General features: G+C 68.5%; 23 protein-coding genes. 17 read left to right on the forward strand and 6 right to left on the reverse strand.

The features are described from left to right. Positions 1–281: 281 nt before the first annotated feature. Both AT699_RS02225 and AT699_RS02230 read left to right on the forward strand, forming a co-directional pair. Positions 282–1,217 carry an MBL fold metallo-hydrolase gene (locus tag AT699_RS02225; RefSeq protein ID WP_024067567.1) on the forward strand — a complete coding sequence of 312 codons (936 nt, stop codon included), beginning with the start codon at positions 282–284 and terminating at the stop codon, positions 1,215–1,217. 262 nt (positions 1,218–1,479) lie between these two features. After that, positions 1,480–2,595, forward strand: coding sequence for a porin (locus AT699_RS02230; protein ID WP_024067568.1), 1,116 nt, complete (start codon positions 1,480–1,482; stop codon positions 2,593–2,595). Between the two features lie 242 nt (positions 2,596–2,837). Here AT699_RS02230 and AT699_RS02235 read toward each other — a convergent pair whose 3' ends face one another. Continuing rightward, positions 2,838–3,098, reverse strand: a complete 261-nt coding sequence (locus AT699_RS02235; protein ID WP_024067569.1) for a hypothetical protein — start codon at positions 3,096–3,098, stop codon at positions 2,838–2,840. Between the two features lie 207 nt (positions 3,099–3,305). Between AT699_RS02235 and AT699_RS02240 the strand changes: the two genes are divergently transcribed. The 13 genes from AT699_RS02240 to AT699_RS02300 all read left to right on the forward strand — a co-directional run bounded on the left by AT699_RS02240 (position 3,306) and on the right by AT699_RS02300 (position 16,000). Then, complete coding sequence (locus AT699_RS02240) at positions 3,306–4,430, forward strand: cupin domain-containing protein (RefSeq protein WP_054470839.1); 1,125 nt, start codon at positions 3,306–3,308, stop codon at positions 4,428–4,430. Between the two features lie 89 nt (positions 4,431–4,519). Then, positions 4,520–5,431, forward strand: a complete 912-nt coding sequence (locus AT699_RS02245) for a fumarylacetoacetate hydrolase family protein (RefSeq protein ID WP_024067571.1) — start codon at positions 4,520–4,522, stop codon at positions 5,429–5,431. 58 nt (positions 5,432–5,489) lie between these two features. After that, positions 5,490–6,659, forward strand: coding sequence for an ABC transporter substrate-binding protein (locus AT699_RS02250; RefSeq protein WP_024067572.1), 1,170 nt, complete (start codon positions 5,490–5,492; stop codon positions 6,657–6,659). Continuing rightward, entirely contained in the window at positions 6,656–7,570 is a 915-nt protein-coding gene (locus tag AT699_RS02255) for a branched-chain amino acid ABC transporter permease (protein ID WP_006386815.1), read from the forward strand. The genes AT699_RS02250 and AT699_RS02255 overlap by 4 nt, the downstream gene beginning before the upstream one ends. Further along, positions 7,567–8,553, forward strand: a complete 987-nt coding sequence (locus AT699_RS02260; protein WP_024067573.1) for a branched-chain amino acid ABC transporter permease — start codon at positions 7,567–7,569, stop codon at positions 8,551–8,553. Before AT699_RS02255 ends, AT699_RS02260 begins: the two co-directional genes overlap by 4 nt. Before the next feature lie 94 nt (positions 8,554–8,647). Continuing rightward, complete coding sequence (locus tag AT699_RS02265) at positions 8,648–9,403, forward strand: ABC transporter ATP-binding protein (RefSeq protein ID WP_006386817.1); 756 nt, start codon at positions 8,648–8,650, stop codon at positions 9,401–9,403. Then, positions 9,390–10,082, forward strand: coding sequence for an ABC transporter ATP-binding protein (locus tag AT699_RS02270; RefSeq protein WP_006386818.1), 693 nt, complete (start codon positions 9,390–9,392; stop codon positions 10,080–10,082). The genes AT699_RS02265 and AT699_RS02270 overlap by 14 nt, the downstream gene beginning before the upstream one ends. A gap of 20 nt (positions 10,083–10,102) precedes the next feature. Beyond that, on the forward strand, positions 10,103–11,140 hold the full coding sequence (locus AT699_RS02275) for a carbon-nitrogen hydrolase family protein (RefSeq protein WP_024067575.1): 1,038 nt from the start codon (positions 10,103–10,105) through the stop codon (positions 11,138–11,140). A gap of 84 nt (positions 11,141–11,224) precedes the next feature. Continuing rightward, positions 11,225–11,986 (forward strand): GntR family transcriptional regulator, encoded by a 762-nt coding sequence (locus AT699_RS02280; RefSeq protein WP_006386821.1) that lies wholly within the window; start codon positions 11,225–11,227, stop codon positions 11,984–11,986. Further along, on the forward strand, positions 11,979–12,863 hold the full coding sequence (locus AT699_RS02285) for an alpha/beta hydrolase (protein WP_024067576.1): 885 nt from the start codon (positions 11,979–11,981) through the stop codon (positions 12,861–12,863). The genes AT699_RS02280 and AT699_RS02285 overlap by 8 nt, the downstream gene beginning before the upstream one ends. A 25-nt stretch (positions 12,864–12,888) precedes the next feature. Continuing rightward, positions 12,889–13,803, forward strand: coding sequence for a LysR family transcriptional regulator (locus AT699_RS02290; protein WP_024067577.1), 915 nt, complete (start codon positions 12,889–12,891; stop codon positions 13,801–13,803). A gap of 174 nt (positions 13,804–13,977) precedes the next feature. Continuing rightward, positions 13,978–14,970 (forward strand): Bug family tripartite tricarboxylate transporter substrate binding protein, encoded by a 993-nt coding sequence (locus AT699_RS02295; protein WP_006386826.1) that lies wholly within the window; start codon positions 13,978–13,980, stop codon positions 14,968–14,970. An 85-nt stretch (positions 14,971–15,055) separates the two neighbouring features. Next, positions 15,056–16,000 carry a M14 family metallopeptidase gene (locus AT699_RS02300; protein WP_024067579.1) on the forward strand — a complete coding sequence of 315 codons (945 nt, stop codon included), beginning with the start codon at positions 15,056–15,058 and terminating at the stop codon, positions 15,998–16,000. 125 nt (positions 16,001–16,125) lie between these two features. On the opposite strand, the gene AT699_RS02305 is transcribed toward AT699_RS02300, so the two are convergent. From AT699_RS02305 to AT699_RS02315, 3 genes are read right to left on the reverse strand one after another with little or no spacing between them, the layout of a single operon-like run. Continuing rightward, positions 16,126–16,647, reverse strand: a complete 522-nt coding sequence (locus AT699_RS02305; RefSeq protein ID WP_006386828.1) for a lipocalin family protein — start codon at positions 16,645–16,647, stop codon at positions 16,126–16,128. Between the two features lie 38 nt (positions 16,648–16,685). Continuing rightward, on the reverse strand, positions 16,686–18,257 hold the full coding sequence (gshA, locus tag AT699_RS02310) for a glutamate--cysteine ligase (RefSeq protein ID WP_024067580.1): 1,572 nt from the start codon (positions 18,255–18,257) through the stop codon (positions 16,686–16,688). A gap of 32 nt (positions 18,258–18,289) precedes the next feature. Then, complete coding sequence (locus tag AT699_RS02315; protein ID WP_045952884.1) at positions 18,290–19,183, reverse strand: alpha/beta hydrolase; 894 nt, start codon at positions 19,181–19,183, stop codon at positions 18,290–18,292. 61 nt (positions 19,184–19,244) lie between these two features. On the opposite strand from AT699_RS02315, the gene AT699_RS02320 reads away from it, so the two are divergent. Beyond that, positions 19,245–19,784 (forward strand): hypothetical protein, encoded by a 540-nt coding sequence (locus AT699_RS02320; RefSeq protein WP_024067581.1) that lies wholly within the window; start codon positions 19,245–19,247, stop codon positions 19,782–19,784. Here the strand turns inward: AT699_RS02320 and AT699_RS32415 are convergent. Beyond that, positions 19,774–20,025, reverse strand: a complete 252-nt coding sequence (locus tag AT699_RS32415) for a helix-turn-helix domain-containing protein (RefSeq protein ID WP_006386832.1) — start codon at positions 20,023–20,025, stop codon at positions 19,774–19,776. The two genes, AT699_RS02320 and AT699_RS32415, sit on opposite strands and share 11 nt — an antisense overlap. Before the next feature lie 118 nt (positions 20,026–20,143). Between AT699_RS32415 and AT699_RS02330 the strand changes: the two genes are divergently transcribed. After that, positions 20,144–21,043: an AEC family transporter gene (locus tag AT699_RS02330; RefSeq protein ID WP_006386833.1), complete on the forward strand. Its 900-nt coding sequence runs from the start codon at positions 20,144–20,146 to the stop codon at positions 21,041–21,043. 21 nt (positions 21,044–21,064) lie between these two features. Here AT699_RS02330 and AT699_RS02335 read toward each other — a convergent pair whose 3' ends face one another. Then, on the reverse strand, positions 21,065–21,673 hold the full coding sequence (locus AT699_RS02335; RefSeq protein WP_024067583.1) for an SUKH-4 family immunity protein: 609 nt from the start codon (positions 21,671–21,673) through the stop codon (positions 21,065–21,067). Between the last annotated feature and the right edge of the window lie 4 nt (positions 21,674–21,677).

Below are 21,677 nucleotides of genomic sequence, written 5' to 3' on the forward strand. Positions count from 1 at the left end.
AAGGGAAGGGGATGTGGCAGGCGGCTATTTTGCCGCAGCGAGACGCGCCGCGACAAGCGGAAAACGCCGATGCGAACGCCTGGCGATGCGCAGTGGTGCGTCGCGCACAACAGCATGCTTCCCGCCGCGAGCCTACCGCCAGGGACGCGCCACCCCTAGGATGCCTCCATCGCCTTTCCGGCACGCCGCAAGGCCTTGCCGCCACCCCGCAGGATCGCGTCAATGCCGACCTGCCCGCGCTGTCGCGAGCCTGATCCAACCGCCTCTCTGGAGATCCCGTCATGCCATCCGCAACCCAAACCCTGCCGTTCAGCAGCCTGTCCGATCCGTGCGTCCGGCCTCCCCACGATCTGGTGCCCTCGCGTTATGCGCTGCGGGTGGGCGAGATCGATGCGCTGGTGATCAGCGATGGCGTGCTGCCGTTGCCCACCGCGACCATGGCCACCAATGCCGATCCCGCCGATCTGGCGCGGTGGCTGCAATACATGTTCATGCCGCCGGACGCCTTCGATTGGCCGCTGAACGTGATGGTGGCCCGCAGCGGCGACCAGACGATCCTGATCGACGCCGGCCTCGGCGGGCAGTTCCCGGGCTTTCCGCGCGCCGGCCAATTGCCCCAGCGCCTGGAGGACGCCGGCATCGCGCTGGAGTCGGTGACGGACGTGATCATCACGCACATGCACATGGACCATGTCGGCGGCCTGCTGGTCGATGGCGTGAAGGAACGCCTGCGGCCCGACGTGCGCATCCACGTGTCCGCGACCGAGGTCGCGTTCTGGACGTCGCCGGACTTCTCCCATACGGTCATGCCCAAGCCGGTGCCTGCCGTGCTCAGGTCGACCGCGGCCAGTTTCTACAACGAATACCGCGACCGGCTGCGGATCTTCCAGGACCGGCACGAAGTGGCGCCCGGCGTGGTCGTGCGCATCACCGGCGGACATACCCCGGGACACAGCGTGGTCGACCTGATCGGCGGCGATGAGCGGCTGACCTTTGCCGGCGACGCGATATTCCCCGTGGGCTTCGATCATCCCGACTGGCACAACGGCTTCGAGCACGACCCCGAGGAATCCGCCCGCGTGCGGCTCCGTCTTTTCCAGGAACTGGCGCAGAACCGCGGGCTGCTGGTGGCCGCCCATCTGCCGTTCCCCTCCGTCGGCCGGGTGGCGATCGATGGCGACGCCTTTCGCTGGGTGCCGGTCATCTGGGACTACTGACCGCGCCGGCGCTGCCCTTTAGGCGCTGCTCTTCAAATAGCACACCGTTGTGACACACCGGGGCGCGAGCCCCGATGTGGCTTGGGTGTCGGGCTCGCGCCACAAATTCGTCCGATTTTCATCGATGATGATTCGCGTTTGCCGAGGTCCCAAAAACTGACATACAGCGTTCCTAGAAGTCGTTCCGGTCATGCGCGGAATCGCCGCTCGTGTTGCGTGCCGACCCGCATGCGCATGTCTGTTCAATCAACGGGAATCTGTAATGAAAAAGACTCTGTTCGTCACCGCTCTGTTCGCCGCGCTGTCCGGCGTGGCGCATGCTGAAACCTCGGTGACCCTGTACGGCCTGATCGACACCGGCGTGGGCTTCCAGCGCATCAAGGGCAACGACGGCTACAAGGAATCGAAGGTCGGCATGTCCAACGGCGTGTCCAGCGGTTCGCGCTGGGGCCTGCGCGGCGCCGAAGACCTGGGCGACGGCCTGAGCGCCGTGTTCACGCTGGAAAGCGGCTTCAACTCGGCCAACGGCCAGTCGGGCCAGAGCAGCCGCCTGTTCGGCCGTCAGGCCACCGTCGGCCTGAAGGGCGATTCGTGGGGCCTGCTGGAATTTGGCCGCCAGACCAACATCGCCTCGAAGTACCTCGGCGCGATCGATCCGTTCGGCGCCAGCTACGGCCAGGCCAACGTTGGCGCCGCCTTCGGCGCCGCCAACACGGTCCGCCACGACAACATGGTCATGTACCAGACCCCGTCGTTCAGCGGCTTCCAGTTCGGCCTGGGCTACTCGTTCAACGTGGCCGACACGACCGCCGCGCAAACCGGCTTCAAGACGGCCGACAACACCCGTGCCATCACCACCGGCCTGCGTTACGTCAACGGCCCGCTGAACGTGGCCCTGACGTACGACCAGCTGAACATGGCCAACCAGCTCGGCACCGACGAGAAGCCGAAGCAGTGGATCATCGGCGGTTCGTACGACTTCGAAGTGATCAAGCTGGCGCTGGCCTACGGCCAGACGCGCAACGGCTGGTTCACCGGCCAGTCGCTCAACGCCTTCAGCAGCGCCGTCAATCCGTCGGGCAAGAGCTTCAGCTCCAACGTCGTGGCCAAGGACTTCAAGTCGAACTCGTACCTGGTCGGCCTGTCGGCCCCGGTCGGCGGCGCCGGCAATGTCCTGTTCTCGTGGCAGCGCGCCGACGCCAACAACACCTCGTTGACCGGCGGCGACGACACGATGAACATCTACAGCCTGGGCTACACCTACAACCTGTCCAAGCGCACCAACCTGTACGCGCTGGGTTCGTATGCCACGAACTTCGCGTTCATCGACGGCCTCAAGAGCACCGTCGGCATGGTGGGCGTGCGTCACCGCTTCTAAGCGGCGGCCAGCGATCCGGCGGCGCGCGCGGGTTGCGCGTCGCCGGACGCCGCGGTTGCATTGAGCGGACTGGGCGTCTTACCCGGCCACAGACGCGAAAAAAGCGGCCACCTCCCTAGCTCCACTCTCAGTCCGCTCACCCCAACTTCGGCGGGATGGGCACATGCTCAGCGGTCCATGCGCCGCCGGCACCGCGATGCGGCGCCGGCGGCGTTTGCATTGGCGCGGCGGTTGCGGCCAGGTCAGTCGTCGAGCGACGGCACGGTGCCGATCTGCGTCAGGATGCGCGGCGATTCCATGTCGCCGGTTTCCTTGTCGATCATGACCTCGTAGGCGGCGACGCCGGCGAACTTGCCGGCCATGGAGTTGGCGATGCGGATGGCGCCGAACTCGCTGCTGGCGGGCCGGATTTCGCCGGGGGCCACGCCATTGGCGGCGGTGCGGTAGGGAACGACGATGTACTGGACGACGTGAGTCTGGGCGATTTGAGCGGCTTCGGACACAGGAGTCTCCTGGAAGACGTTTTTCGGGCGAGCGCAATGTAGCACGTCACACTGTGTTTTTGTACAGTATTTTCGGATTCGTCGCCGGTTTTTTTTGAGGCGGGCGATGGCCCCAGGAAAACCCCTAGCGCGCAATCATTGCCCGATTCCTTTGATGCATCTAATATTTTCGAAAATCTTTTGATTTTTATAAAAAAGAGGCAAGGGATGGAAGCGAACAGGTACGACGCCTATCGGGAAGACACCGCCGGCCGCGCCAACGTGGCGGACTCGCCGGAGCGCATCGCCTATTACCAGGACCTGGCGCGACTCGAGACCGGCGCGCTCTGGACGGTGGCCAACAAGATCGAGCCGTGGGCGCCGCGCTCGGCGTCGGTGCCGGTGGTCTGGCGCTACCAGGAACTGCGCGGCCACGTGCTGCGCTCGGCCGAGCTGGTTTCTCCGGAAGAGGCCGGCCGCCGCGTGATCTACCTGAACAACCCGGGCCGGCGCGACGTTGCCGCCGCGGTCGGCTGGCTGTATTCGGGCCTGCAGGTGATGCGGCCGGGCGAACTGGCATCGGCGCACAAGCATTCGCATTCGGCGCTGCGCTTCATCATGGAAGGCAAGGGCGCCTTCACGGTGGTGGACGGCCACAAGATGACGCTGGGCGCGAACGACTTCGTGCTCACGCCCAACGGCACCTGGCACGAGCACGGCGTGGCCGATGACGGCACCACCTGCATCTGGCAGGACGGCCTGGACATCCCGCTGGTCAACGCCTTCGAGGCCGGCTTCTACGCCGTGCATCCAGACCTGAACCAGACCGTGACGCACCCGGTGGACGACACCAGCGCGCTGTGGGGCAGCGCGGCGCTGCGGCCGCAGACGGCGGGCTGGACCAAGCCGTATTCGCCGCTCTTCAAGTACGAATGGGAGCCCACCTACGAAGCGCTGCGCCGCCACGCGCGGGTATCGGCGGGCAGCCCCTACGACGGCATCCTGATGGAATACACCAACCCGGCCACCGGCGGTCCGGTCATGCCGACCATCGGCGCCAGCATGCAGCTGCTGCGTCCGGGCGAGCACACCAAGGCCCACCGCCACACCGGCAGCTTCCTTTACCAGGTGGCCAAGGGCAGCGGCTTTTCGGTCATCGACGGCAAGCGCTACGACTGGACCGAGCGCGACATCTTCTGTGTGCCGTCCTGGGCCGTGCACGAGCACGCCAACCTGTCGTCCAACGACGACGCGTGCCTGTTCTGCTTCAACGACCTGCCGGTGATGCGCGCGCTGGCGCTGTACCGCGAGGAAGCGGTCAAGGACAACGACGGCCACCAGAAACTGATCTAGCGGCTGCGCCAACCCCACTGAATTTTCATCCGCCGCCCGGCGCAAGCCGGGCGCCCGTCTCAACTCGTCTTGAATTTCCTGGAGTTCCTATGCGCTTGGTAACTTTTCGCGCCCATCCCACCGCCGCCGCCCGCCTGGGCGCGCTGGCCGAAGGCTATGTGATCGACCTGGCCCTGCTGGGGCAAGCCGGCGGCGTCGCGCTGCCGGACGACATGCTGGCCTTCATCGACCTGGGCCCGGTAGCCGTGGCGCAGGCCTCGAAGCTGATGGAGTCGTACCGTGGCGCCTGGCCCGTGGGCACCGCGCTGCCGCAGGAGAACGTCAAGCTGCTGGCGCCGATTCCGCGTCCGCGCAAGAACATCTTCGGTATCGGCCTGAACTACGTCGAGCACGTTGCCGAATCGAGCCGCACGCTCGATACCTCGGCCGACCTGCCCAAGCAGCCGGTGATCTTCTCCAAGCCGCCCACCACCGTGATCGGCCCGGGCGATGCCATCGAGCACAACGCCAAGATCACCCAACAACTGGACTGGGAAGTCGAACTGGCGGTGATCATGGGCCGCCGCGCCGCGCGCGTGGCCGAGGCCGACGCGCTGTCGTACGTGTTCGGCTACAGCGTGATGCTGGACATGAGCGCGCGCGACTGCCGCCGCGCCGGCCAGTGGATCTATTCCAAGGGCCAGGACACCTACGCGCCGTTCGGCCCTTGCATCGTCACGGCCGACGAGATCCCCGATCCGCAGGTACTGGACCTGTGGCTGACGGTCAACGGCGAGAAGAAGCAGGGCTCGAACACGCGCCACATGCTGTTCAAGGTGCCGTTCCTGATTTCGGACATCAGCGCCGGCATCACGCTGGAGCCGGGCGACATCATCGCCACCGGCACGCCCGAGGGCGTGGGCGCGGGCCGCAAGCCGCAGGAGTGGCTGTGGCCGGGCGACGTGGTGGTGGCGTGCGTGGAAGGCATCGGCACGCTGCGCCATCCGGTGGTGGCGGTCTAGGCGAAATTCCGGCGCGCGTCGCGGGGCGGCGCGCGCGGCGGTCTCCAAGGGGAAAACAATGATCAAGCAAACAATGTTGGCGGCGGGCCTGGCCTGGACGCTGGGTGGCGTGGCGCATGCGGCCGAGCCGGTCAGGATCGGCTTCATCGCCACGCTGTCGACGCCGGCCGGCTACATCGGCGAGGATGAGCGCGACGCGTTCAACCTGGCGATCAAGCAGGGCGGCGGCAAGCTGGGCGGGGTGCCGGTGCAACTGGTGATCGAGGACGATGGCCTGAAACCGGCCAACGCCAAGCAGGCGGCCGACCGGATGCTGCAGTCGGGCATCAAGCTGTTCACCGGCGTGAACTTTTCGAATGTGCTGGCGGCGGTGGCGCCGGGCGTGGTCAAGTCGGGCGCGTTCTACGTCAGCCTGAACCCGGGCCCGTCGAGCTTCGCCGGCGAGAAGTGCGACCAGAATTATTTCGTCGCCTCGTACCAGAACGACGCCTTCCATACGGCGGGCGGCGTGGCCGCCAATGAACTGGGCTACAAGCGGGTGGCGCTGCTGGCGCCCAACTACCAGGCCGGGCGCGACGCCATCGAGGGCTTCAAGCGCACCTACAAGGGCGAGGTGGTCGCCGAGATCTACACCAAGCTGGACCAGTCGGACTTCTCGGTCGAACTGGCGCGGGTGCGGTCGCTGGCGCCCGACGCCGTCTACCAGTTCCATCCGGGCGGCACCGGCATCAACTTCGTCAAGCAGTACGCCGCGGCGGGCCTGAACAAGACCGTGCCGATGCTGATGCCGAGCTTCTCGATGGACGCGCGCATGATCAAGGCCACCGGCGACGCGGCGCTGGGCGCGTACACCACCGGCATCTGGTCGCAGGATTTCGACAACCCGCAGTCCAAGGCCTTCGTGCAGGCCTTCAAGGAGGCCTACGGCCGCGTGCCCACCGACTATGCCATGCAGGCCTACGACACGGCGCAACTGATCGGCGCGGGCCTGAAGGCCACCGGCGGCGACCTGTCGCGCCAGGCCGAGTTCCGCGCCGCGCTGCGCAAGCCGGAGTTTGCCTCGCTGCGCGGCAAGTTCAGCATGAACACCAACCAGCATCCGGTGCAGGACCTGTACCTGATGCGCATCGACAAGGACGCCGACGGCGGCCTGTCGCCGCACCTGGTACGCAAGCTGGTGTCCGATGACAAGGACGCCTATGCCCAATTCTGCAAGATGCCGTCATGACCTTGCTCTTCGAACAGTTGCTCAACGGGCTGCAGTTCGGCGCGATGCTGTTCCTGCTGGCCGCCGGACTGACCCTGATCTTCGGGATCATGGGCGTGGTGAACCTGACCCACGGCTCGTTCTACATGGTGGGCGCGTACTGCGCGGCCTACGCCATCGGCAGCACCGGCTCGTTCCTGGCGGGCGTGCTGGCGGCGCTGCTGGGGGCGGGGCTGTACGGGCTGTCGGTCGAGGTGGTGGTGATCCGCAAGCTGTACAAGCGCGACCACCTCTACCAGGTGCTGGCCACCTTCGGCCTGCTGCTGTTCTCGAACGAGGCCGTCAGCCTGATCTTCGGCCGGCGCCCGCCGCTGGTGGGCATTCCGTCCTTCCTGGAAGGCGCGGTGACGCTGGCGCCGGGGTTCCAGTATCCACTGATCCGGCTGTCGTTCATCGCCGTCGGCGCGCTGGTGGCGGTGGGGCTGTGGTGGCTGGTGAACCGCACCCGCATCGGCATGCTGATCCGCGCCGGCGCCGATGACCGCGAAATGGTCGACGCGCTGGGGATCGACATCAAGAAGCTCTACACCCTGGTGTTTGGTTTGGGCGCGCTGCTGTGCGGGCTGGCGGGCGTGATGGCGGCGCCGCTGCTGGCGGTGGAGATCGGCATGGGCGAGCGCATCCTCATCACTACCTTCGTGGTCATCGTGATCGGTGGCGTGGGCTCGGTGCGCGGCGCGCTGGCGGGGGCGCTGCTGGTGGGCATGGTCGACAGCATGGGGCGGGCCTTCCTGCCGCAGCTGCTGGGCGCGGTGTTCTCGCCGGCCACGGCGGATCCGCTGGCCGCGGGCCTGGCGTCGGCCAGTATCTATGTGTTGATGGCGATCGTGCTGATCGCCAAGCCGGGCGGGCTGTTCCCGGCGCGAGGATGATGATGGCAAAGACACTTTCGAATCGCGCGCGCTGGGGGCTGGCCGGGCTGATCCTGCTGCTGGCGTTGCCGGGCGCGGCGGCGGCCACCGACACGCCGTTCCTGATCGGCGTGGTGACGCGCTTCCTGATCTACGGCCTGGCCGCGGTCAGCCTGGACCTGGTGATCGGCTACGGCGCCATGGTCAGCTTCGGCCACGCGATGTTCTTCGGGCTGGGCGGCTATGCGGTGGGCATCATCGCCTTCCACACCACCGAAGCCGGACCGCTGTTCGGCTGGGCCGGCAGCAACGCCGCGCTGGTGGTGTGGCCGATCGCGCTGGCGGTGTGCGCGCTGGCGGGCTGGCTGTTCGGTTATCTGGCGCTGCGCACGCGCGGCGTGCAGTTCATCATGATCACGCTGGCGTTCGGGCAGATGGTGTATTTCATCCTGGTGTCGCTGCAGTTCTATGGCGGCGACGACGGGCTGATGATCTCGCAGCGCAATGTGCTGCCGGGCCTGAACCTGGAGAATCCGCTGACGTTCTACTACGTCTGCCTGGCGCTGCTGACGGTGTGGACGCTGCTGTGCATCCGCGTCACCAACTCGCGCTTCGGCATGGTGCTGCAGGCGCTGCGCCAGAGCGAGCGGCGCGCCATCAACCTGGGCGTGGCGCCCACGCCGTATCGCCTGAGCGCCTTCGTGCTGTCGGCGGTGGGCACGGGGCTGGCGGGCGTGCTGTGGGCCAACTATGCCGGGCTGGTGACGCCGGACATGGCGGCCTGGACCAAGTCGGGCGAGCTGATGGCCATCGTCATCCTCGGCGGCGTGGGCACGCTGCTGGGTCCGATCGCGGGCGCGGCGGTGTTCCTGGGGCTGGAGCAGATGCTGTCGTCGCTGACCGAGCATTGGCTGCTGTACATGGGGCCGGTGCTGGTGCTGGTCGTGCTGTGGGGGCAGAAAGGGCTGTTCGGTCGCTTGCTGGAGACGCGCCATGCGGATTGAACCCACCCCCGAAGCGCTGCGCGCTCCCCCCTCAAGGGGGCATGCCGACGGCCCGGCGGAGCCGGCTCCGTGGCATCCCGATGAGGCATCGAACATGCAGACACTGTTGCGGCTATCCGGGCTGCGCAAGGCCTTCGACGCGGTCGTCGCCACCAACGGCGTGGATCTGGACGTGCGCGCCGGCGAGATCCACGCCATCATCGGCCCGAACGGCGCCGGCAAGTCGACGCTGATCGCGCAGATCTGCGGCGAGATCCGGCCGGACTCGGGCACCATCGAGCTGGACGGGCGCGATGTGACGGCGCTGCGCGCCTTCGAGCGGGCCCGCCTGGGGCTGGGCCGCTCGTTCCAGATCACCGAGCTGTGCCAGGAATACACCGCGCTGGAAAACGTGATCCTGTCCAGCATGCTCAAGGGCGGCCGCGCCTTTGGCGCATGGTCCGATCCGCGCCGCGATGCCGGCCTGAAGGCGCAGGCGATGCAATGGCTGACGCACGTCGGGCTGGCGGAGCGCCGCCACGTGCGCACCGCCGACCTGGCGCACGGCGAGAAGCGCCAGCTCGAACTGGCGGTGGCGCTGGCGCGTTCGCCGCGCCTGTTGCTGCTGGACGAGCCCATGGCCGGCATGGGGCCGGAAGAATCCGCGCGCATGACGCGCCTGCTGCTGGGCATGAAGGGCGACTACGGCATCCTGCTGGTGGAACACGACATGGATGCGGTGTTCGCGCTGGCCGACCGCATCAGCGTGCTGGTCTACGGCAAGGTGGTGTTCAGCGGCGCGCCCGACGAGGTGCGGCGCCATCCGGAAGTGCGCGCCGCCTACCTGGGAGAAGAACATGTTGAAGGTTGAGGGCCTGACCGGCGGCTACGGGTCGAGCAAGGTGCTTTTCGGCATGGCCTTCGAGGCCGCCGAGGGCGAGGTGATCTCGCTGATCGGCCGCAACGGCATGGGCAAGACCACCACCATCAAGACGCTGATGGGCATGCTGCCGGCCACCGGCGGACAGGTCCAGTTCCGCGGCCAGACGCTGGCGCGGCCCGCGCCCAGCGCGGTGGCGCGGCTGGGCGTGGGGCTGGTGCCGGAAGGGCGGCGCGTGTTCGGCTCGCTGACGGTGGAAGAAAACCTGGTGGCGACCTCGCGCGCCGCGCCGGGTGGCTGGGACCTGGCGCGCGTCTACGCGCTGTTCCCGCGCCTGAAGGAGCGCCGCGCGCAGTCGTCGCGCACGCTGTCGGGCGGCGAGCAGCAGATGCTGGTGGTCGGCCGCGCGCTCATGACCAATCCCAAGCTGCTGATCCTGGACGAGGCCACCGAAGGGCTTGCCCCGCTGATCCGCCAGGAAATCTGGCGTTGCCTGCGGGCGCTGAAGGCCGAGGGCCAGACCATCCTGGTGATCGACAAGAACCTGCCCGAGATGGCGACGCTGGTGGACCGCCACTACATCGTCGACAAGGGCCGCGTGGCCTGGTCGGGCGCGCCCGCGGAACTGTCCGCGCAGCCCGAACTGGCGCAACGCTATCTCGGCATCTGACCGCTAAAGGAGCCACACGCATGTTGAACCTGCCCGTCTTCAAGGCCGCCGCCGTCCAGGCGGCCCCCGTGTTCCTGGACACCGACGCCACCGTCGACAAGACCTGCGCGCTGATCGCCGAGGCCGCCGGCAACGGCGCCAGCCTGGTGGCCTTTCCCGAGGTGTTCGTCTCGGCCTATCCCTACTGGAGCTGGGTGATGAACCCGGTGCAGGGCAGTCCGTGGTTCGAAAAGCTGTGCAAGAGCGCGATCGAGCTGCCCGGGCCCGAGATCCGCCGCATTGCGCAAGCCGCGCGCCAGCACCGCGTCAACGTGGTGGTGGGCGTGAACGAGCGCAGCCGCCACGGCGTCGGCACGATCTACAACACCATGGTCTTCATCAACGACGAAGGCCGCATCCTGGGCCGCCATCGCAAGCTGGTGCCGACCTGGGCCGAAAAGCTGACCTGGGCCCATGGCGATGGCGAATCGCTGCGCGTGTACGACACATCCGTCGGCAAGCTCGGCGGCCTGGCCTGCGGCGAGAACACCAACACGCTGGCGCGCTTCTCGCTGCTGGCGCAGGGCGAGATGGTGCACGTCGCCAGCTATATCTCGCTGCCGGTGGCGCCGCCCGATTACGACATGGCCGAAGCCATCCGGCTGCGGGCGGCGGCGCATTCGTTCGAGGGCAAGGTGTTCACGGTGGTGTCGTGCTCGACCATTTCCACCGAGATCCAGGACGCCATCAGCGCCAGCCATCCGGAGGCGCGCGAGATGCTGGCGCGCCGCAACAGCGCGTTTTCGGGAATATTGGGGCCGGACGGGCGCGTGATCGGCGAGCCGCTGGTCGACGACGAAGGCATCGTCTACGCCGACATCGACCTGTCGCGCTGCATCCAGCCGCGCCAGATGCACGACATCGTGGGTCACTACAACCGTTTCGACGTGTTCGACCTGCGGGTGAACCGGCGCCCGCTGCAGGCGGCGCGCTACGACGACCTGGCCGAAGCGGGCGCCGCCGACCTGGATGGCGACTTCGAACCGCTGCCCGACTCGCCGCGCGAGGCACGGGGGTGAGGGCGGCCGCGCCGCGGGTAGAATGGGCCGCCTGAGCGCCCACCGGCCGCGCCGCCGAACGCCAGCTGACATCTGGAGAGCACGTTGAAGCCAAGAATCAAAGCGTCCCGCCAGGACGAGCCCGGCGCCGACGGGAGCGCCGAGGTAGAGGAAATCACGCTGTCCGAGCAGGTCTACCGCCTGCTCCGGCGCGACATCATGAGCGGCGCGTTCGCGCCGGGCCAGTCGCTGCGCCTGGAATTGCTCAAGCAACGCTACGGCAGCAGCTTTTCCCCGATTCGCGAGGCCCTGAACCGGCTGCGCAGCGAACGCATGGTGATCACCACCACCTCGCGCGGCTTTCGCATCGCGCCGCTGTCGGTCGAGGAAATGTGGGACGCCTGCGAAACCCGCATCCTGATCGACTGCGACGCGCTGCGGCGCTCGCTGGCCAATGCCGACGACGCCTGGGAGGCGCGGCTGGTCGGCGCCTACCACGCGTTGACGCGGGCCGCGCAGCGCGCCGGCGAGGCCGTGCCGCCCAGCCAGGAACTGGAGGAATCGCTCGAGGCGCGCCATCTGGACTTCCACCATGCGCTGATCGGCGCCTGCCGCTCGCACTGGCTGCTGGACCTGTCCACGCAGCTGTACGCGCAGACCGAGCGCTACCGGCGCCCGGCGCGCGCCGGCGCCACCGCCTACGGCCCCGAACGCAATGTCGACGACGAACACCGCCAGCTGCTGGAGGCGGCGCTGTCGCGCGACGTCGAGCGGTCGGTGGAAATGCTGGCGGCGCATTACCGCAAGACGGCGCAGTTCATCGAACACATCATTTCCCAGGAAGACAGGCAGGCCATTCATGCGTGACGCGGACATCGATCTCTTTTTCCCCACCATCGCCGAGCGCGAGGTGCAATACAACGCCCGCGAGTCGGTGGCCGACTTCGACGCCTGCGTGCGCCGCTATGCCGAGTCGGCCGCCGCGGTGAAGTCGCGCCGCCCCGGTCTGCTGAACCTGCGTTACGGCATGGGTCAGGACGAGCGGCTGGACCTGTTCCTGCCGGCGGCGAACCGCGGCCCGGCGCCGCTGTTCGTGTTCATCCACGGCGGCTACTGGCGCGCGCAGCGCAAGGAAGACGCGCCGGTGATGGCCGAGGCCTTCAACGCGGCCGGCGCGGCGGTGGCGGTGCCGGAATACACCCTGGCGCCCGAAGCGACGCTGCCGGAAATCGTGCGCGAGATGCGCTCGGCGCTGGCCTGGCTGTACCACAACGCGGCGACGTACGGCGTCGATCCCGAGCGTATCTACGTCGGAGGCAGTTCGGCCGGGGGGCATCTGGCGGCGATGCTGGCCGCGCCCGCCTGGCCGGCGCGCTACGGCGTGCCGGACGACGTGATCAAGGGCACGCTGGCGCTGAGCGGCCTGTTCGACCTGCGGCCGCTGTGCGACGTCCTGCCCAATACCTGGCTGCAACTGACGCCGGAGCAGGCGGCGCGCCACAGCCCGATCTTCAACCTGCCCGAGCGCGCCGGCCCCATGTTGCTGGCCGTCGGCGGCCTGGAGACGCAGGGTTTCAAGAACCAGACCGAAGCCTTCGAGCGCGCCTGGACCGGCGCCGGCCTGCAGGCCACGCGCATCCCGACGCCGCATTGCAACCACTTCGACCTGGTGAACGAGCTGGAAGACCCGGCCAGCGAGCTGACCCGCGCCACCCTGGCGATGATGGGCCTGGCGCAAGCCTGAGCGGGTTGACGGAGACGGGCGCGCGATGGCCGACCTGAAACTGCTCGAAGACCTGATCGCGCTTGCGCAGAGCGGCAGTTTCGTGCGCGCCGCCGAGGCGCGGCACGTCACGCATCCGGCCTTCGGGCGCCGCATCCGTACCCTGGAAGCCTGGGCCGGCGCGCCGCTGGTGGATCGCCAGCGCGTGCCGGTGACGCTGACCGCCGAGGGCGAGGCGCTGCTCAAGACCGCCACCCAGGTGGTCGAGCAGATGGGCCTGGTGCGCCATCGCATCCGCAGTTCGGGCGCGGGCGGCGAGGCGGTGCTGCGCATCGCCACCGGCCGCAGCCTGTCGCGCACCGTGGTGGGCGACTGGATCGCGCGGCTGCGCCACCGCGCGCCAAAGGTCCTGGTCGAAGGCACGCAGCTGGAAATCTCCACCGGCAAGATGGAAGACATGGCGATGCGGCTGGAGCAGGGCAAGGTCGACCTGCTGTGCTGCTACGAACATCCGGCGCTGTCGATGCAACTGAATCCGGTGCGCTACCGCTACATGACGCTGGGCACCGACAAGCTGGTGCCGGTCAGCCAGGCCGACGGCCGCGGCCGCGCCCGCTATGTGCTGGGCGAGGGCGGCCCGGCGGCACCGCTGATCACCTACGCCGGCGGCCTGTCGATGGAACGCATCCTGGGCGACCGGCTTGATTCCACGCCCTACGCGCTGACACCGTTCGTGCGCATCGATTCGCTCGATGCCGCGCATGGGGCCGCGCTCAAGGGGCTCGGCGTGGCCTGGCTGCCGTGGTCGATGGTGGCGGCCGATTGCCGCCGTGGCACGCTGGTGTCGCTGGGCGGGCGCAGCGACGAGATCGCATTCGAGGTGCGGCTGTACCGCTCCCGCGCGCGCCTGGCGGACCTGGCCGAGGCCGCCTGGGAAGCCACGGCGAATCGCAAGGCCTAGGGGGCGTCGCCCGCCAAGGGTGTCCGGCACCGGCGAGCCGGCCGCTTGCAACCAAATCAGCACTTAAATGTGCTGATTTGGCACGAAGTGGGCGCGATGCGCGCCGCAGAATGTCTCCCGATATTCCAAACGAGGCGGCGCCGCCGTCCACCACAGCACCCCAGGGAGAAACCCATGATTTCGATCACGCATCCGCTGCGCGGCGCGCTGGCCGCGCTCTGTGCAGCGTCCACGCTGGCCGTGGCCGCCCCGGCCATTGCCGCCGGCTACCCCGATCATCCCATTTCGCTGGTCGTCGGCTATCCCGCCGGCGGCAGCGTCGACCTGACCGCGCGCCTGTTCGGCGAGGAGCTGGCCAAGCGCATCGGCCAGAGCGTGGTGGTCGAGAATGCGGGCGGGGCCGGCGGCACCATCGGCGCGCAACGCGTGGCCCGCGCCACGCCGGACGGCTACACGCTGCTGCTGGGATCGACCAACGAAATGGTGGTCGCCCGCATGATCAACAGCGCCGTCAAGTACGACGGCGCCAAGGACTTCACCGCGCTCGGCGTGATCGCCTCGCAGCCCATGGTGTTGGCGGCCAGCAAGAATTCCGGCGTGAAGACCGCTTCCGAATACCTGCAGAAGCTGCGCGCCACCGCGCCAGGCAGTTTCAACTACGGCTCGTCGGGCGTCGGCACCACGCTGCACCTGGCCGGCGAGATGATCAACCAGGAGACCAAGACGCGCGCCGAGCATGTCCCCTACCGCGGCGTCTCGCCGCTGGTGACCGACCTGATGAGCGGCCAGCTGGATTTCGGCATTCTGGTGCTGTCCTCGGGCCTGCCGCAGGTCCGCGCCGACAAGATCGTGGCGCTGGGGGTGACGCAGCCCAAGCGCTCGCCGGTGGCGCCGGAGATCCCCGCGCTGGCCGAGACGCCGGGATTCGAGGCGGTCGACCTCGGCATCACGTTCTCGCTGTACGGCCCGGCCGGCCTGCCCGAGCCGGTGGCCGCCAAGCTGCGCGAGGCGCTGGCCGATACGCTCAAGTCGGAACAGTTCCGCGCCAAGATGCTGGAAGCCGGTGGCGTGCTGGCGCAGCCGGGCGTGGATCCGGTGGCCTCGCAGGCCGCCGAGACGCGCAAGTATGGCGAGCTGGTCAAGGCGGCCAAGATCGAGGCGCAATAAGCGCGACCCGTTTCCATGCCGGCGGCCGCCCAGCGCGGCCGTCGGCGCATCCAGATCCCCACACCGCATCAACGCAGGCCACTTCATGGATTTCACCCTTCCCGTTCCCGACCTCGCCGCCGAGCGCCTGGGCAATACCGATACGCCGGGCGTCTGGCATTTCGACTCGGGCCTGCCCGGCCGCGCCCTCATGCTGTCCGCGCTGGTGCACGGCAACGAACTGTGCGGCGCCTGGGCGCTGAAGGATCTGCTGGCGGCGGGCCTGCGGCCGCGCCGCGGCAGCCTGACGCTGGCGTTCTGCAACCTGCCGGCCTTCGACCGTTTCGACCTGGCGCGGCACGACGCCTCGCGTTTCGTCGACGAGGACATGAACCGGGTCTGGAGTGCCGAGCGCCTGGACAATCCCATCAGCAGCGACCGCCGGCGCGCCGCCCAGTTGCGGCCGTGGGTCGAGCGCGCCGACTGGCTGCTGGACCTGCATTCGATGCACGAGCCGGGCGCGCCGCTGCTGCTGACAGGCGTGCTGCCGCGCAATATCGCGCTGGCGCGACGCTTGAAGGCGCCGCAGCATGTCATCGTGGATGCCGGCCACAAGGACGGCGTGCGCATGCGCGACTTCGCGCAGTTCGGCGATCCGGCGCGCGACACGGCCTGCGCGCTGCTGATCGAGTGCGGCTTTCACGGCGACCCGGCGGCGCGCGATGTTGCGCGCGACATGGTGGCGCGCATGCTGGTCGCGTCGGAAGTGATGGACGCGGCTGACGTCCCGGCCGACTGGCTGCAACCGGATGCCGTACCGCAGCGCGTGCTGGAAGTGACCGACGCGGTGGTGGCGCCGTCGATGGACGTGAGCTTCGCGCAGCCCTGGCAGGGCCTGGAGACACTGGAGAAGGCGGGATCGGTGATCGGCTGGGCCGACGGTCGCGCGATCGTGTCGCCCTATGACCGCTGCACGCTGGTGATGCCGTCGCTGCGCCAGCTCAAGCCGGGCGTGACGGTGGTGCGATTGGCGCGCGATTACGCGGATTGAATGGCTCCGGCGCGATGACGGCGGTCGAATGACGAGGAGGGCGGACGTGGCGCGCGCCGAGTCCGCCCTCCGCCCCAGGGCCATGGCGGGCGAGGCGTCACGCCCCGGGGCGGTCCAGGCCGCCGTTACTTCTGCGGCGTGTAGCGCAGTTCGTCGAGCTGGTAGCCCTGCGCCGTGGCGGCCGCCAGCGCGCGGTCCAGGTCTTCCTTGGGCAGTTGCGGCGAGCGCGACAGGATCCACAGGTATTTGCGGTCGGGCGTGCCGACCACGGCCCAGCGGTAGTCCGGGTCCAGCCCGATGACCCAGTAGTCGCCCTTGATCGGCTTGAAGAACGAGACCTCGAGCTTGGCGTTGTTGCTGCCTTCGACCACCGTGGCGGTGCCCGAGGCCGAGTCGATGTCGCCATCCTTGGTGCGGCAGCGGTTGTTGACGCCGACGGTGCCGTCGGGGTGCAGCGTGTACTCCGCGGTGGTGTCGCCAACGCAGTTGCGCTGGAAGAACATCGGGAAATTGGCGATCTCGTACCACATGCCGGCATAGCGCTTGAGGTCGACCGATTCCACGGTCTGCATGGGCGGCGGCGCGGCGTAGGAGATCCCGGCCGCGCCGGCGGCCAGGGCCAGCAGTAATGTTGCAATGCGGCGCATGGGGCAAGCCTCCTGATCCAAAACCTTAACGATACGCCTTATTTGCGAGGCGCTTTCAGCGCGGCGTGGTAGCGGGCGACGTAGGTGTCGAAATCGACGTCATCGGATTGCTCGATACGGCGCTGTTCGGCGCTGGAGTCGAGCGCGGCCTGGCGGTATTCGGCGGCGACGTCCGCCGGCAGGGGCTCGGCGCGCAGGGCCTGGGCATGTTCGCGGCTCTGGCGCAGAGAATAGTCGTGGAACGATTCGCCGCTGTCGGTGAGCGCCGCGAGCAGGCGCGCGGAGGGCGTGTCGTCAGGGCGGCCCAGCTTGGCCCGTTGCGCGGCCAGGCTGTCGGCGTAGGCGCTGCCGCCCAGCGCGGCGTCGTACAGCGCGGCGTAGGGCGCGATCTGGTCCAGCAGTTCCCGGCCCCACTGCGCCAGCTCGACCGCCTTGCCTTCGCGGTCCAGCTGCAGGCCGGGCTTGCGGCCTTCCTTGACCACGGTGGCGAAGTTGTCGGCGCTGCGCTGACAGTAGCCGTTGGCGGGGAAGAAGGGGCTGTCCGAGGCGGCGCAGAACAGCAGGAAGGCATCCACGAAACGGCTGGTGTCGGCGTCGATGCCCACCGGCGATTCGGGGTTGATGTCCAGGCAGCGCACTTCCACGTACTGCACGCCGCGTTCGGCGAGCGCGGTGATGGGGCGTTCGCAGCGGCCGGTGGCGCGCTTGGGGCGGATGCTGGAGTAGTACTCGTTTTCGATCTGCAGCACGTTGGTGTTGAGCTGGATCCATTCGCCGTTGCGATGCGTGCCGAGCTTCTGGTAGTCGGGCCAGGGCTGGGTGACCGCGTCGTACAGGCGGCCAAGGAAGGTGTCGAGATCGTTGTAGCAGAGCTTGAGCTGCGACTGCGCCTTGTTCTGGTAGCCCAAGTCGCTCATGCGCAGGCTGGTGGCGTAGGGCAGGTACAGGGTATGGTCGCCCAGGCGCTGCAGGCCGTGCTCGCCATCGCGCAGGAAATCACGCGCCAGCGCCGGCGCGGCGCCGAACAGGTACATCAGCAGCCAGGAATAGCGCGTGAAGTTGCGGATCAGGCCGATGTAGCCGCGCGAACGCCGGTCCTGGTCGGTGCCGGGCTGGGTGTCGAGCACCGACCACAGCGCTTCGGGCAGCGAGAAGTTGTAGTGGACACCGGCGATGCACTGCATGGTCTTGCCGTAGCGCTCGGCCAGGCCGCGGCGGTAGACGTGTTTGAGCATGCCGGTATTGGACGTGCCGTACCAGGCGATGGGAATGTCGGCCTCGGCGGGCAGGGTGGCCGGCATCGACTGGTTCCAGATCAGCTCATGATCCAGCACGCTGTAGACATGGCGGTGCGTGGCGGTCAGTTCGGCCAGCAGGGCGTCGACATTGGCGTGGGTGCCGGTGATCAGTTCGAGCAGCGATTCCGAATAGTCGGTGGTGACGTGTTCGTTGGTCAGCGCGGAGCCGAGCCCGGCCGGGTGCGGCGTGCGGGCCAGGATGCCCTGCTCGTCGACGCGCAGGCCTTCTTTTTCGATGCCTCGCAGGGTCTGGGCCAGTAGCGAGCGGTTGGCTTCCAGGCGGGAGAGGCGTTGGGCGGCGGTATCAGTCACGGAATCTTCTCGGTGGGGTCTGTCGCCGGATTTTACGGGGTGCTGGCCTCCTCTGCCGAGGGAGTCAATACCGGGGACAGGGACAATTGCGCGGCGGTGCGCGCCAGCCACTCGTCCAGGTCGGCATAGACCGGGTCGGCGATGGGGGCGGTTTCGTTGAAAATCTCGTGCCAGGCGCTGTCGTACCAGCGCAAGGTCAGCAGCTCGGCGGGCGCCCGCTGGGCGAACTGGCGGCTGCCCTCGGCGGCCACGATGGAGTCGTCGCCCGCCACCATCAGCAGGGTGCGGCATGGCAGCAGATGGGCTTCGCGCAGCGAATCGCGTCCGCCGTCATCGACGAAGCGCGCCAGCCGGCCGGTCATGCTGCGCCGCACCAGCGGGTCGGACCGATAGGCCTTGACCACCGCCCGGTCGTGCGAGATCCGCGCCGGCGCCAGCCCATGGGGCACCCGCAGGTCGGGCGCGTGCAGCGACATCCAGGTCAGGGTGCGGCGCACCCACAGCGGCACGTTGACCACGAAGGGCGGCGAACTGAGCACCAGGGCGTCGATCGGCGCCAGCCGTTGCAGCGCGATCCGCACCGCCACCAGGGCGCCCAGGCTGTGGCCCAGCAGGATCGGCGGGCGGCCCTGGGCGGCGGTCCAGTCGGCCAGGCGGGCCACGGCATCGGTCACCAGGTCTTGCTGGTGCGCCAGGGTGGCGGGGCGTCCGCCCGAGCGGCCATGGCCGCGGTGGTCATGGGCGCCCACCGTCCAGCCGCGGGCCGCCAGCCAGCGCGCCAGCCGGTCATAGCGCCCGGCGTGCTCGCTCAGCCCATGCAGCAGATAGATGCTGGGCGTGCCCGGGCCGACGATCGGCGAAGGCACATTCGGGGCGGCGGGCCAGGCATGATTGGCCAGGAGCGTGCCGTCGGGCGCTGGGGTCATGGAAATCGGCGACAATTTGGGGCTGTCCTCGAAATGAAAAGACCGTGGGGTCTTTACGGTAATGACGATTTCATCGCTGTTTCGTTTCATGTTCAAGAAAGCCGGCCTGATTCTTGTGGTGGCCCTGCTGGCCAGCGCCTGTTCGCCCCGTTACAACTGGCGCGAGGTCGACGTGGCCGACGGCCGCGTGCGGGCGGCTTTCCCGAACCGCGTGCAGACCGAGACCCGCCAGTTGCGGCTGGATACCCATACGCTGGATTTCACGCTGGCCAGCGCCACCGTGGGCGAGGCGGTGTTCGCCATCGGCTCGGCGCCGCTGCCGCGGGAGATCGCGGCCGATCCCGTGGCGCGGCAGGCGCTGGGCATGGCGCTGATGCGCTCGCTGTATGTCAACATGCAGGCGCCGCCGCCCACCGAGTGGCCGCCCTATGGGCAGGACATCGACGTGCAGGGCAAGGCCATGGGCAAGCCCGGCTGGCTGCGCGCGCGGGTGTGGGTGACCGACTCCATGCTGATCGAGGCCGTGGCGGCGGGCACCGAAGCCAGCCTGCCCGAGGAGCGGGCGCGCGAATTCCTGAGGTCGGTCGTGGTCAAGCCGTGACCGTGTTCAGCAGTCCGCGCCGGATGGCCGTGGCCACCGCGGCGCGCCGGCCGCGCACCTGCAGCTTGCGGCAGGCGTTGCGCAGATGGAAATTGACGGTGCTTTCGCTGATGTCGAGGATGCGGGCGGTTTCCCAGCTGGTCTTGCCGATGGCGCTCCAGTGCAGCGAGGCGGATTCTCGAGGCGAAAGCCGGACGGGGGCGGGCGCCCGCGGGATGGCGGAAGCGGGTTTGGCGGACATGACGGATAGGGCGCAGATAGCCTGGAAAAAGACAACCCATGCTCCGACCCCCGATGGCCCCCGGACAAGCGGCGATGCCGCCACGTATCTCACTTTGAATCTCTGACGGAATAAACGCATGCTGGCCATCGCGCAGTTCTATTTGTCGGCCATCGTGCTGATGTTGCCCCTGTTGTCGTGCGTGGGCATCGGCATCTTCTGGGGCAAGCGCGACCTGCCGTTCGGCGGCGCCTTCATCACCACCCTGGTCACCTCGGTGACCACCCCCGCGCTGGTGTTCCACACCTTCGTCACCACCCGCCTGGACGATCGGGCGCTGGCCGACGTGGCCGCCGCCACGCTGCTGGCGCTGCTGCTGTGCGCGCTGGCCTGCGCCTTGCTGCTCAAGCTGGGCCGGCTGCCGGTGCGCACGCTGCTGCCGACCGCCTTTCTGCCCAACGCCGGCAACCTCGGTCTGCCGATTTCGCAGCTGGCCTTCGGCGATGCCGGGCTGTCGGTGGCGGTGGCGTTCTTCGCCGTCAATTCCTTTGTCATGCACACCATCGCGGTGCGGCTGCTGCCGGGCGTCAACACCCGGGGCAGCTGGAAAAGCCCCATCCTGCTGGCTTCGGTGCTGGCCGTCGCGATGCGGCTGCTGAACGTTCCGGTGCCGGCCTGGCTGATCGAGACCACCCGCATGCTGGGCGCCGTGACGGTGCCGCTGATGCTGCTGAGCCTGGGCCACGCGCTGGCGCTGATCCCGGCCAACGGCCTGCGCGATGGCGCCAAGGTGGCGGCGATGCGGCTGGCGACCGGCCTGGCCGCGGGCCTGGCGATCGTCTGGGCGCTCGACCTGGAGCCGGTGCTGGCCGGTGCGCTGACATTGCAGATGGCCATGCCCTGCGCGGTGGTCAGCTACATGTATGCCAAGCGCTATACCGACATGGGCGATACCGCCGCCGGCGCGGTGCTGGTGTCGACCGTGGTGTTCCTGCTGCTGGCGCCGTTGATGCTGTGGTTCAGCCACGCGGGGACGTAGCGGGCGGGCCGGCGTCCGGCGCTACAGCAGTCCGTCGCGCAGTTGTTCGCGGATCCGGCACCACCAGCCGCCGCGCCGCAGCGCCTTGGCATCGTGCTGATGCCAGGTCCGATCGAGCTGGCGCAGCGCGGCGGGGCGATCGAACGACGGCGGCTCGGATCCCGCCGCAGGCTGATGCCGTCGCACGAATTCACCGCGTCGCAGGGCGTCGAGCCGGGCCTGCATTTCGGACTGGCTGTAGACGCGCGGGCCGGCATGGTGGCGGCTCGCCTCGGCCTGGAACCGTTGCAGGGCCGCGAGGAAATGCAGGAAGTGTTCGACCCGCGTGTTGACGAACAGCGGGGCCGCATCCTCGCCAGCCGTCACCACCCGGCCATCGGCCGCGATTGCAAGCCATAGCGCATCGGCCCAGGGTTCGCGCGCGAACACCAGCATCGCGCCGCCCGGCGAGCGGTGTATGGCCGGCGGCACGAACTCGACCAATGCCACGGCGGGGTCGGGACGCATCGGCAGACCGGGGTCGAGCAGCCAGGCGCAGGCGTGGGCGTCCAGCCCGGCGCCGGCCAATGTGTCGGGCGCCAGGCGGGTGGCGCCGCCGGCATAGAGGCCGGCCAGCTCGTCGTGGTTCATGTGA

It is taken from the genome of Achromobacter xylosoxidans (genome assembly GCF_001457475.1).
GTDB lineage: Bacteria > Pseudomonadota > Gammaproteobacteria > Burkholderiales > Burkholderiaceae_B > Achromobacter > Achromobacter xylosoxidans.

What these genes read in the sequence shown, in the direction of transcription:
- AT699_RS02225 (WP_024067567.1), top strand. Translation starts at nt 282, where the DNA reads ATGCCATCCGCAACCCAAACCCTGCCGTTCAGCAGCCTGTCCGATCCG.
- AT699_RS02230 (WP_024067568.1), top strand. Translation starts at nt 1,480, where the DNA reads ATGAAAAAGACTCTGTTCGTCACCGCTCTGTTCGCCGCGCTGTCCGGC.
- AT699_RS02240 (WP_054470839.1), top strand. Translation starts at nt 3,306, where the DNA reads ATGGAAGCGAACAGGTACGACGCCTATCGGGAAGACACCGCCGGCCGC.
- AT699_RS02245 (WP_024067571.1), top strand. Translation starts at nt 4,520, where the DNA reads ATGCGCTTGGTAACTTTTCGCGCCCATCCCACCGCCGCCGCCCGCCTG.
- AT699_RS02250 (WP_024067572.1), top strand. Translation starts at nt 5,490, where the DNA reads ATGATCAAGCAAACAATGTTGGCGGCGGGCCTGGCCTGGACGCTGGGT.
- AT699_RS02255 (WP_006386815.1), top strand. Translation starts at nt 6,656, where the DNA reads ATGACCTTGCTCTTCGAACAGTTGCTCAACGGGCTGCAGTTCGGCGCG.
- AT699_RS02260 (WP_024067573.1), top strand. Translation starts at nt 7,567, where the DNA reads ATGATGATGGCAAAGACACTTTCGAATCGCGCGCGCTGGGGGCTGGCC.
- AT699_RS02265 (WP_006386817.1), top strand. Translation starts at nt 8,648, where the DNA reads ATGCAGACACTGTTGCGGCTATCCGGGCTGCGCAAGGCCTTCGACGCG.
- AT699_RS02270 (WP_006386818.1), top strand. Translation starts at nt 9,390, where the DNA reads ATGTTGAAGGTTGAGGGCCTGACCGGCGGCTACGGGTCGAGCAAGGTG.
- AT699_RS02275 (WP_024067575.1), top strand. Translation starts at nt 10,103, where the DNA reads ATGTTGAACCTGCCCGTCTTCAAGGCCGCCGCCGTCCAGGCGGCCCCC.
- AT699_RS02285 (WP_024067576.1), top strand. Translation starts at nt 11,979, where the DNA reads ATGCGTGACGCGGACATCGATCTCTTTTTCCCCACCATCGCCGAGCGC.
- AT699_RS02290 (WP_024067577.1), top strand. Translation starts at nt 12,889, where the DNA reads ATGGCCGACCTGAAACTGCTCGAAGACCTGATCGCGCTTGCGCAGAGC.
- AT699_RS02295 (WP_006386826.1), top strand. Translation starts at nt 13,978, where the DNA reads ATGATTTCGATCACGCATCCGCTGCGCGGCGCGCTGGCCGCGCTCTGT.
- AT699_RS02300 (WP_024067579.1), top strand. Translation starts at nt 15,056, where the DNA reads ATGGATTTCACCCTTCCCGTTCCCGACCTCGCCGCCGAGCGCCTGGGC.
- AT699_RS02305 (WP_006386828.1), bottom strand. Translation starts at nt 16,647, where the DNA reads ATGCGCCGCATTGCAACATTACTGCTGGCCCTGGCCGCCGGCGCGGCC.
- AT699_RS02315 (WP_045952884.1), bottom strand. Translation starts at nt 19,183, where the DNA reads ATGACCCCAGCGCCCGACGGCACGCTCCTGGCCAATCATGCCTGGCCC.
- AT699_RS02320 (WP_024067581.1), top strand. Translation starts at nt 19,245, where the DNA reads ATGACGATTTCATCGCTGTTTCGTTTCATGTTCAAGAAAGCCGGCCTG.
- AT699_RS32415 (WP_006386832.1), bottom strand. Translation starts at nt 20,025, where the DNA reads ATGTCCGCCAAACCCGCTTCCGCCATCCCGCGGGCGCCCGCCCCCGTC.
- AT699_RS02330 (WP_006386833.1), top strand. Translation starts at nt 20,144, where the DNA reads ATGCTGGCCATCGCGCAGTTCTATTTGTCGGCCATCGTGCTGATGTTG.
- AT699_RS02335 (WP_024067583.1), bottom strand. Translation starts at nt 21,673, where the DNA reads ATGAACCACGACGAGCTGGCCGGCCTCTATGCCGGCGGCGCCACCCGC.